The following is a 9,430-nucleotide window of genomic DNA, read 5'->3' as shown; positions in this document are numbered from 1 at the left end:
CTGCTGCGGAAACAGAAACTAAAGTGCTACCAATCGGAAGGATAAGGAAAAGGGTATGAAGCTATACAATATCCCAAAAGTTTCTTCATTGTGAAAATGCTTCTTCCACATATCCCCAATAGCTATGTTTCTGTTCTCATTCCCTCATCCTCACACCATTGACCCACAGATAGAGAGCAGCATGCGATGCGGACTTCCTGACTTGTTCTCCATGCCAACAGCCAGAACCGCCTCCAAAGAAACTGTGAAGCCCGGCTGGTTAATCATCTTACTTTTTCTTTATATCTTACCCCTCTTATCAACAACTCTTACAGCCTTGCCCTCACTCCGCGGCAAGCTTCCGGGCTCGTGGAACTCTACTTTTGGACTTACTACTATCTCATCCTGGATACTCTTAGTAATATCAGCTTCAAGTTTCCTCAGCTTCCTTAAATCGCCGTCAAACATTTTAGGATGCAATTCTACTCTTACCGTCAATGAATCTAAACTGCCTACACGCTCCACAATGACTTGATAGTTTGTTGCGACTTCAGGAAAACTCATCAGGACATCCTCTATCTGGCTTGGATAGAAATTAACACCTTTAACGATGAGCATGTCATCACAGCGCCCTTTTATACGTGAAATCCGCACATGTGTTCTGCCACAAGGGCATTTTTCGCCATCGTCAATGACTCTGGCAAGGTCTCCTGTCCTGTACCTGAGGATAGGCATGGCTTCCCTATTCAGCGTGGTGATGACAAGCTCACCTTCCTCGCCGGGGCTAAGTTTTTCGCCGGTAGCTGGGTCAACGACTTCGAGAAGATAGCTGTCTTCCCAGAGGTGCATGCCGGCTTTTTCTTCACACTCAAACGCTACTCCAGGACCGTTAAGCTCTGACATACCGTATGAATTAAATGCACTTATGTCGAGTGTATCTTCAATCCTCTGTCTGGTCTGCTCTGAATGCGGCTCCGCACCCACAAAACCTATACGTAAATCAAACTCCTTCGGGTCAAAACCCTCTTGAACCATTACTTCGGAAACGTACAGGATGTAAGAGGGCGTTGCATGGAAGACCGTTGTATTAAAATCCTTCATCAACTGTATCTGACGTTTAGTATTGCCCACACCTGATGGAATGGTCAGCATACCAACCTTCTCAGCGCCGTAATGGAATCCCAGACCGCCGGTAAACATGCCATAACTGATTATATTCTGGAAGACATCCGCCTTACCTGCTCCGGTCATAACAATACATCTGGCAACGAGGTCAGCCCAAGTCTCAATGTCCTTTCTTGTATGGAAGATAACGGTAGCCTTGCCGGTGGTGCCTGATGATGAATGCATACGCACGATTTCCGCCCTTGGTACGGTCACAAGACCGAAGTCATAATTAGCACGCAGGTCATCCTTTGTCGTGAATGGAATCAGGGATACATCCTCGGGCGTAGTGAAACGGGATTCATCCACGTCCTTCAACCGTTTTCGGTAGAAGATGGACTTCCTGCATCGGGCAACCGTGTCCTTCAGCCGCTTAACCTGTAAATCCTCAAGTTCATCCCGGGGCAGCGTCTCGATATGTTTATCCCAGAAAGGCATGGCTATTAGCTATAATTGTTGTATAGGTTAGCATAAATATATTTCAGGGGAGAGAAGAATAAACCGCAAGACGGTCTCTTGATGGTGAAAATTCCAAATTCCAAAACTAATTCTAATGCATCTAATAGCATTACAAGAAGGGTAACTCATGCTTTTTTCTGTAAACCAGAGCTTGACAAAGGGCGATCAGGTCGCCTCTCTCATTTTCGACGTTGATAACGTACGTTCCAATTCTGCCGGATAAGCTCATCTCTTTCGCTTCCGCATATAAGACGTCTCCTGCCGAAACGGGTTTTATATACGTGATATTCATACTAAGTGCAACCGCCGCGGTTCCATGTGTGTTCGCAGCCGTCTCAAATGCCTCATCAATCAGCGAAAATATCGCCCCCCCATGCACCATACCAAATATATTCTCCATATCCTCTTTAAAAGTCATTTTAACTTTTGAGTACCCCTCATCCAATTCTATCAGTTCCATTCCCAGTTTCTTTGCATAGGGTTCTTCTCTAACACGTTTAATTATAGCATCGAAAATTTTGTTTTTTGCCTCCATTCTTGTGCCCCCTTATAGCTTAGTTTAGTAATATAACCATGATAACTATGATTTTAGTTTGTAAAGAATAAAGATTACTCTTTGCATCCTCTGCGTTCCCGTGCCGGTGCCGGATGCCGTATACTCCGCGGTTAGTCTGCCATAGTCAGGGTAGTTATCGAGAAAAATAGAAAAGTTTAAATAGCCGCTCAAATCTTAGTGGTGACAATAGAAAACTTGTGAGGTGTTTGATATGAAGATGAACAAGAAGTACGGGATTTTATTTGCTGTGTTAGTGGTTTCAGTCTTGCTTGTGTTTGCAGGCAGTGTGGGGCAATCGAAAGAGCCCGGAGTAGAAGAGATAAAGATAGGGGTTGTCGCACCTCTGACTGGTGGAGCGAGTACAACAGGGACCGATATGTGGCAGTCTGCGGTATTGGCGGCGGAGCAGATAAACGCTAAGGGCGGAGTTGATGTTGGGGGCGTTTATGTACCGATCACACTTGTTAAAGGAGACACGGAAACGAGCAGGGAAAGCGGTGTTAAAGCAGTAACGAAGCTCATTACGGAAGATAAGGTAGACTTATTGATCGGTGGTTTTTCGAGCGGCATAACGTATGCTGACCAGGTCGTTGCAGCGGAACACAAAGTGCCTTTCATAATCACCGGAGCGTCTTCCCCCATAGTAACGAGGAGAACCGATATAGATACATCCTACTTCTTCCATCACTGTCCTACAACAGACGACTATCCAGAAGCGACTTTGCTTTTTGTCAATGAAGTAGTAAAGCCCGAAATATATGAGCGGTTCAATTTTTCAGAGGACAGACCTCTCAGGTTAGGGGTTCTATACCAGGACAGCAAATATGGCGAAGGCGTTTACGAGGGTATCAGAAAGGCAATAGAGAAACACAACCTCAACATGGAGATAGTTTCAGCAGAGAAATTTAAGATGAGCGAGACGGATTTCAGGACTGTGTTAACGGTAATAAAGGAGTCTAAACCGGATGTTGTTTATGTTGCTGCATTCCTTAACGAGCAGACGCTCATAGTAACCCAGGGGAGGAAGGACGTTGGTATGAATACTATTTACCTCTCTGTCGAGTGTAATGACGACCCTGATTATTATACCGGGGTGGGGAGATGGGGAGAATACTCTATACAGGAGAGCAGATTTAGTCCTTATGCTATTCCCTCAGGACCAATCCATGAAGTAGTCGAAAAATTCAGGGAGGACTTTAAGAACAGGTGGGGTACATCCCCGAGTATGATGGGGGCATCGACATACGAGGGTGTTTACATCGCGGCGGAAGCGATTAAGAACGCAGGTACTTTGGATAAGGAAAAGGTCAGGGCTTCATTGGCTGAGCTCGAGATGCCGCAGATTGTAGAGGTGATGCAGAACGGTGTGATAAACTTTTCGTCAGATTATAGGGAGAGTAAATTCGCGCTTTACATGGAGCAGTTGATCTGGAATGAATCCGTGGGAGAGACGAGACCGAAGATAGTGTGGCCTGACAGCATAAAAGAAACTGATTTTGTACTCCCGGATTGGTATGAGCCCGGGAGTTCACCAGCTGCGACTGCGACTGCAACCGCGACTAAAGCGACTGAAGAATGCAAAACTCTGTGGTATTTCGATGAAGAAAGTCAAAAATGCCAACAGAAGGAGTTCTGCGGCATGTACATGTACAAAGGCTTGCGTACCTTTGAGACCGAAGAAGAGTGCAAAGCTGCGCTTGAAAAGTATCTTCGAGAGAAGAGAGAAGAAAAAGAAACACCAACACCAGAAGAACCAGGTTTTGGATCGTTTTTAACCATTGTCAGCCTATTAGCAATTGCATACATGGTGCAAAGAAGACGGAAGTAAAGGAGACAAATTTTGTACCGCCGGACGGCGAAACCCAGAGGTACATAATCTTTTTTTTTATATCTTTTTATTTTTTATCCAACTATGGAACCCGGTGTTTTAATACAGATCTTGGTATGGGGTCTGTACGCTGGCTGCATTTACATTCTCTTAGCGATAGGACTGAACCTGATTTTTGGCGTTATGAAGGTCGTGAACTTCGCACACGGAGAGTTGTTGATGCTTGGTGCCTATGCTGCATTCTGGATCTACACCCTTTCGGGGGTTAACCCCTATCTAATTATTGTTTTAGCCATGATTCTTCTGGGTATTATCGGTGTTTTCATTGAACGGCTTTGCTTCCGCCCGATAAAGGGTACAGGGAAGTTAAACGAGATCTTTCTTAGTCTTGGGTTGATTTATCTGTTTCAGAATTTAGCGGCTTTGTTATGGACAACGGACTCAAGGTCTATTCATAGTCCATACAGCAATGTGTCCGTTTCTGTGGGCTCCGTTCGGCTGCCACTGGATTATATCATTATTATCCTATTTACAATCGTATTTCTGATTGCCTTTCAACTCTTCATGAAAAGGACCACCATCGGGAGAGCGATGCGTGCTACAAGCCAGAACCGCGATGCGGCTGCTTTAATGGGCATTAACGTGGAGCGGATGGACATGCTCAGTTTTGCGTTGGGTTCCGCGCTTGCGGCTGCAGCAGGTAGCTTATGGTTGATAAGTGGTCAGATAGTGGACCCGTATATGGGCTCCATACCGGCAATAAAAGCTTTTGCTGTGGTCATCATCGGTGGGCTTGGCAGCATACCCGGAGCTATTGTTGCCGGTCTGACTTTGGGTATAGCAGAAAACGTAGTGCCATTATTCATGCAATCCTTTGCAGGTTTACTCGGCGTTTCGATGTCGTTCACCGCATGGAAGGATACGATAGCTTTCTTTATCCTGATTATAGTTCTCGTAATAAAACCGACAGGCATATTCGGGGAGAAAGGAGAGTAGCATAGAGAGTAGGATAAGAGATAAGATGAAATTAGTTAGGATGAACATGAACATGAATATGAAAACCTGGACAGGAATTATTTCACTGATCCTTGCATTTCTGATACCCTTAATCTTTGGAATCAATCAGTATTTGTTGACGGTTTTGATTATAATGCTTGTGTTTATCATATACTCATCAGCGTGGAACCTGCTTGCTCTTTCAGGTCAGGCTTCTCTGGGGCATGCAGCTTTTTTCGGTATCGGGGGTTATGTGTCGGCGATAGTAGCAAATACTCTTGGTATGCCACCGATTGCGGCAATACCTGTTGGAGGTTTATTCGCTGCGTTTATAGGTGTTTTGATAGGCTTAACCTGTATAAGGATGAGAGAGTGGTTCCTCGCCATGGTGACCTTCGGGTTTGCGATTATAGCTCATACAATAACCACGGAGCTTTCGTGGCTTACCGGAGGCTGGGATGGTATCCCCGCGAAGAGATTGATTCCCGTAACGATAACGAATTATATCATGTATGAGTATTATGTCATTCTACTTATAGCGGTTGCTGCGGTCGTTATAATCTACCTGATAACGAAATCGAAGGTGGGACTCGCCCTACAGGCAATTCGTGAGAACGAGCTTGAAGCAAAGGTGATGGGCATCAATGTAATAAAGTATAAGCTAATGGCGTTTGCTGTAAGCGCCTTCTTCACCGGGATTGCCGGCGCATTAGAGATACATCATTTCGGGTATATAACCCCTGAGGTCTATGGTATGGACATATCATTCTGGCCGATACTATACTCTATAAGTGGCGGGCTCTTTACCGTTAGCGGTCCAATACTTGGTACAATTGTAATTACATTTATCTGGGAGGTTCTGCGCGCTTTCGGTTTGATGTATGAGCGATTTATATTAATTGGTGTGATCCTCGTCCTTATTGTGATATTCCTGCCGAAGGGACTTGTGTCTGTGCCGGAGAAGATAAAATCAAGACTTCAGTTGTAAATGCACACGATATAGGATACAAGATACAAAATACAAGATAGAGTGAGAATTAGATTCCTAAATATGCGTTTTTCACATATTCATGCTCAAGAAGCTCAGAACCTTTCCCTTCTAAGATAATCCTACCCTTCTCCAGGACGTATCCGCGGTCAGAGAGCTCAAGCGCATGATGTACGTTCTGTTCCACAAGCAATATGGTAACGCCTTCTTCATTCAATTTTTTTATTACCTCGAATACCTGTAATACGAGCACGGGGGCTAACCCGAGGGAAGGCTCATCCAGCATCAGAAGTTTTGGTTTCGACATCAGAGCGCGTGCAATGGCGAGCATCTGCTGTTCTCCTCCGCTCATTGTTCCCGCGAGCTGTTTTTTCCGTTCTTCGAGCTTCGGAAAGAGTTGGAAGACCCATTCGAGACTCTCTTCAAGCAAATCCCTTGCTCTTGGCACATATGCGCCAAGTATAAGGTTTTCAAGGACGCTCATCTTTGGGAATATCTCTCTGCCTTCAGGAACGAGAGAAATACCCGCATCCACTATCTTGTATGCTGGTAGTCCTTCAATATTTCTATCCATGAACCTGATACTGCCTGACTTTGACTTAAGCAGACCCTGGATGGTCTTTACAGTGGTTGACTTTCCTGCTCCGTTAGAACCGAGAAGGGATACAATCTCTCCTTCGTTAACAGTAAAGGAGACGCCCCATAGCACCTGCACCTTCTCGTAAGAGACATTTAATTCCTTTATCTCAAGCATGGCATGGAATGGAATCACATATATATTTTTTCTCCGAGATATGAGTTTATAACCTTTTCATCCGCGGTTATTTCAGCGGGTGTGCCCTCCGCTATTTTTTCACCGTGATGCAGAACGACAATACGGTCGGAGACGTTCATTATAACCCTCATGACATGTTCTACCATGAGTATTGTTATTCCAGAGTCGCGGATTTTCTGTATCAATGAGATAGCATCATTACTTTCCTTCGGATTTAGTCCTGTCGTTACCTCGTCTAACAAGAGTAGTTCCGGGTCAGTCGCAAGAGCTCTTGCAAGCTGTATCCTCTTAAGTTCTATAACATTAAGGTTTTTCACCGGGTAATTTAACTTGTTCATGGGATAGCCGACGAATTCAAGACACATCCTTGCTTTTTCTCTTGCTTCTCCCATACTGATTTTCTCTGAATTACCGAACAACGCACCTACAAGGACGTTTTGAATTGCAGACAGTTCAGGGAAAGAGTGTACGAGCTGGAATGTCTTAGCGATTCCCAGCTTACACACCTTATCAGGACTCAAGTTAGATATATTCAAACCATCAAAGAAGATCGAACCTGAGCTGGGTGGATAGACACCACTCACGATATTCAGAAGCGTTGATTTCCCCGCGCCATTCGGACCGACTAACCCTACTATCTGCCCCTTATCTATTCTAAAGCTTACGTCTTTAATGGCTGTTAGGTTGTCAAAGTGCTTGCTCACTTCTTTTATGGAAAGCATTTGCTATCACGTTTGCAATATATTATGTATGTCATATAAATAACTTGTGTTATCAGTTTGCAATGGCATATACCGTCTCGGTGATAAAAGCCGACAAGCGAATTTTGGCAAATACACATTTTCGAGAGTATCTGAAGTATACAGAACAGAACCTATTGTTTTTTATACATAAAAATTATAGATTATAGATTGATCTGGTAAGTTATGATCGAATACTGGAATCCCCGTATCGAACGTATGCCGATCGAGGATTTGCATAAGATGCAGGAGGAACGGCTCAGGTATTTTGTTCGCTATGCCTATAATCATTCCTTATTCTACCGGCAGCGATTCATGGAGGCGGGTGTGGAGCCCGATGATATCAAGAAGCTGAGCGATGTAACCAAACTCCCTTTCACATCGAAGCGCGATCTTCGTAATACCTACCCCACAGGGATGTTCTGCCTTCCCGAAAACTGGGTGGTGCGGTATCATGTATCCAGTGGCACGACCGGGAAACCTACTGTGGTCGGATATACTCAGAGTGACGTTGATATGTGGTCAGAGTCTCTGGCACGAGGACTTACATCCATAGGTCTGGGGCGTGGGGACGTAATCCAGGTTAGTTATGGCTATGGACTCTTCACCGGGGGGCTCGGTCTTCATTACGGCTCTGAGAGAATTGGCGCCACGGTGCTTCCCACGGGCACCGGCAATACCGAACGTCAGATTGAGCTAATGCAGGATTTAGGAAGCACTGCTATAGCCTGCACACCTTCATATTTCCTATACATAAACGAGGTTGCACAAAAGATGGATGTGAGCATCCGCGATGATACAAGACTCAAGGCAGGCATTTTTGGTGCAGAGCCATGGTCTGACGAGACAAGAAGGCGGATTGAGGATTCCACAGGCATTAAGGCGTATGACATATACGGAACCAGCGAGATGAGTGGTCCCCTCTTCACCGAGTGCCACCTACAGAACGGTATCCACATCTGGGCGGATATGTTTCTTATTGAGGTAATTGATCCGAAGACGATGGAGCAAGTGGATGATGGTGAGCGTGGCGAACTCGTTGTGACCTCCCTGAATAAATGGGCTTTTCCTCTCATCAGGTACCGGATAGGTGACATCACTATACTGAATAACGAGCCATGTGAGTGCGGACGCACACATCCACGAATCATGAGAATTCTGGGTAGGACAGACGATATGATTATTGTGCGAGGAATAAATGTCTTCCCGAGCCAGGTCGAGTCTGTACTCATGAGAATTCCCGAGATTGGCGATAACTACCAGATAATTGTGGACAGGAAGGGACCACTGGATGTCATGACCGTGAAGGTTGAGGTAACTGAATCCGCATTCAGCGATAAAATTGCAGACCTGATGTCATTAAGCAACGAGGTCTCCAGGCAGCTTAAAAGCGTGTTGAATATTACGGCAGAGGTAGAGCTGGTGGAGCCGGGTGCGATTCCGCGTTCCGAAGGTAAGGCACGGAGGGTTATAGATAAGAGGAAGGTGTAAGAATGGAAGTGATAAAGCAGATTTCTGTCTTTGCGGAGAACAAGCCTGGCAGGATGGCAAGAGTGGCAAGGACATTAGCAGATGCTGGCGTGAACATCCGCGCACTGACAATTGCGGAGGCTGGTGACTTTGGCGTGATCAGGATGGTGGTTGATGATACGGAGCGGGGATATAAGGCGCTACATGATGGTGGCTTCACGGTCTCGGAGACCGATGTTCTAGCTGTGGAGCTAAAGGATGTTCCTGGCGGTCTCTACGAGATAGCTAATACTCTGGGTATGAATAACGTCAATGTGGATTATGCTTATGCGTTTGTAACAGCAAAGTTCAAGCATGCGATGTTGATACTCCGCGTGGATGATATACAGAGAGCCACGGAAGTACTGAACGAGGCAGGAGTGAGGTTAGCAACAAGGGAAGAGATACAGCAGATTTGAAATATTTCGGGAGGATT

At 45.3% G+C, this 9,430-nt stretch carries 9 protein-coding genes; 5 read left to right on the top strand and 4 right to left on the bottom strand.

Features of this window, described 5'->3' with window-relative positions; genetic code table 11:
• Positions 1-279 precede the first annotated feature (279 nt).
• Positions 280-1,581 (bottom strand): phenylacetate--CoA ligase, encoded by a 1,302-nt coding sequence (locus J7J01_06470; GenBank protein MCD6210517.1) that lies wholly within the window; start codon positions 1,579-1,581, stop codon positions 280-282.
• A gap of 130 nt (positions 1,582-1,711) precedes the next feature.
• A complete protein-coding gene (locus J7J01_06465) occupies positions 1,712-2,137 on the bottom strand; it encodes a hotdog fold thioesterase (protein MCD6210516.1) in 426 nt (141 codons plus the stop codon).
• A gap of 238 nt (positions 2,138-2,375) precedes the next feature.
• Here J7J01_06465 and J7J01_06460 point away from each other — a divergent pair, with 238 nt between their 5' ends.
• The 3 genes from J7J01_06460 to J7J01_06450 all read left to right on the top strand — a co-directional run bounded on the left by J7J01_06460 (position 2,376) and on the right by J7J01_06450 (position 5,970).
• A complete protein-coding gene (locus J7J01_06460) occupies positions 2,376-3,986 on the top strand; it encodes an ABC transporter substrate-binding protein (protein MCD6210515.1) in 1,611 nt (536 codons plus the stop codon).
• 111 nt (positions 3,987-4,097) lie between these two features.
• Complete coding sequence (locus tag J7J01_06455) at positions 4,098-4,982, top strand: branched-chain amino acid ABC transporter permease (protein MCD6210514.1); 885 nt, start codon at positions 4,098-4,100, stop codon at positions 4,980-4,982.
• A gap of 46 nt (positions 4,983-5,028) precedes the next feature.
• A complete protein-coding gene (locus J7J01_06450) occupies positions 5,029-5,970 on the top strand; it encodes a branched-chain amino acid ABC transporter permease (GenBank protein ID MCD6210513.1) in 942 nt (313 codons plus the stop codon).
• 49 nt (positions 5,971-6,019) lie between these two features.
• On the opposite strand, the gene J7J01_06445 is transcribed toward J7J01_06450, so the two are convergent.
• Together J7J01_06445 and J7J01_06440 are read right to left on the bottom strand one after the other, a co-directional pair.
• Positions 6,020-6,724, bottom strand: a complete 705-nt coding sequence (locus J7J01_06445; GenBank protein ID MCD6210512.1) for an ABC transporter ATP-binding protein — start codon at positions 6,722-6,724, stop codon at positions 6,020-6,022.
• Positions 6,725-6,738: 14 nt separating this feature from the next.
• On the bottom strand, positions 6,739-7,467 hold the full coding sequence (locus J7J01_06440; GenBank protein MCD6210511.1) for an ABC transporter ATP-binding protein: 729 nt from the start codon (positions 7,465-7,467) through the stop codon (positions 6,739-6,741).
• A gap of 204 nt (positions 7,468-7,671) precedes the next feature.
• Here J7J01_06440 and J7J01_06435 point away from each other — a divergent pair, with 204 nt between their 5' ends.
• On the top strand, positions 7,672-8,976 hold the full coding sequence (locus tag J7J01_06435; GenBank protein ID MCD6210510.1) for a phenylacetate--CoA ligase: 1,305 nt from the start codon (positions 7,672-7,674) through the stop codon (positions 8,974-8,976).
• A 2-nt stretch (positions 8,977-8,978) separates the two neighbouring features.
• Positions 8,979-9,413, top strand: coding sequence for an ACT domain-containing protein (locus J7J01_06430; protein MCD6210509.1), 435 nt, complete (start codon positions 8,979-8,981; stop codon positions 9,411-9,413).
• The last annotated feature ends 17 nt before the right edge of the window (positions 9,414-9,430 follow it).

The sequence above is a fragment of the Methanophagales archaeon genome (assembly GCA_021159465.1).
Classification (GTDB): Archaea; Halobacteriota; Syntropharchaeia; order Alkanophagales; family Methanospirareceae; genus G60ANME1.
Note: the sequence above shows the minus strand (reverse complement) of the source record. Positions and strands in the feature narration are given on the sequence as shown.

Coding starts and splice junctions, on each gene's coding strand:
- J7J01_06470 (MCD6210517.1), bottom strand. CDS start 1,581: ATGCCTTTCTGGGATAAACATATCGAGACGCTGCCCCGGGATGAACTT.
- J7J01_06465 (MCD6210516.1), bottom strand. CDS start 2,137: ATGGAGGCAAAAAACAAAATTTTCGATGCTATAATTAAACGTGTTAGA.
- J7J01_06460 (MCD6210515.1), top strand. CDS start 2,376: ATGAACAAGAAGTACGGGATTTTATTTGCTGTGTTAGTGGTTTCAGTC.
- J7J01_06450 (MCD6210513.1), top strand. CDS start 5,029: ATGAACATGAATATGAAAACCTGGACAGGAATTATTTCACTGATCCTT.
- J7J01_06445 (MCD6210512.1), bottom strand. CDS start 6,724: ATGCTTGAGATAAAGGAATTAAATGTCTCTTACGAGAAGGTGCAGGTG.
- J7J01_06440 (MCD6210511.1), bottom strand. CDS start 7,467: ATGCTTTCCATAAAAGAAGTGAGCAAGCACTTTGACAACCTAACAGCC.
- J7J01_06435 (MCD6210510.1), top strand. CDS start 7,672: ATGATCGAATACTGGAATCCCCGTATCGAACGTATGCCGATCGAGGAT.
- J7J01_06430 (MCD6210509.1), top strand. CDS start 8,979: ATGGAAGTGATAAAGCAGATTTCTGTCTTTGCGGAGAACAAGCCTGGC.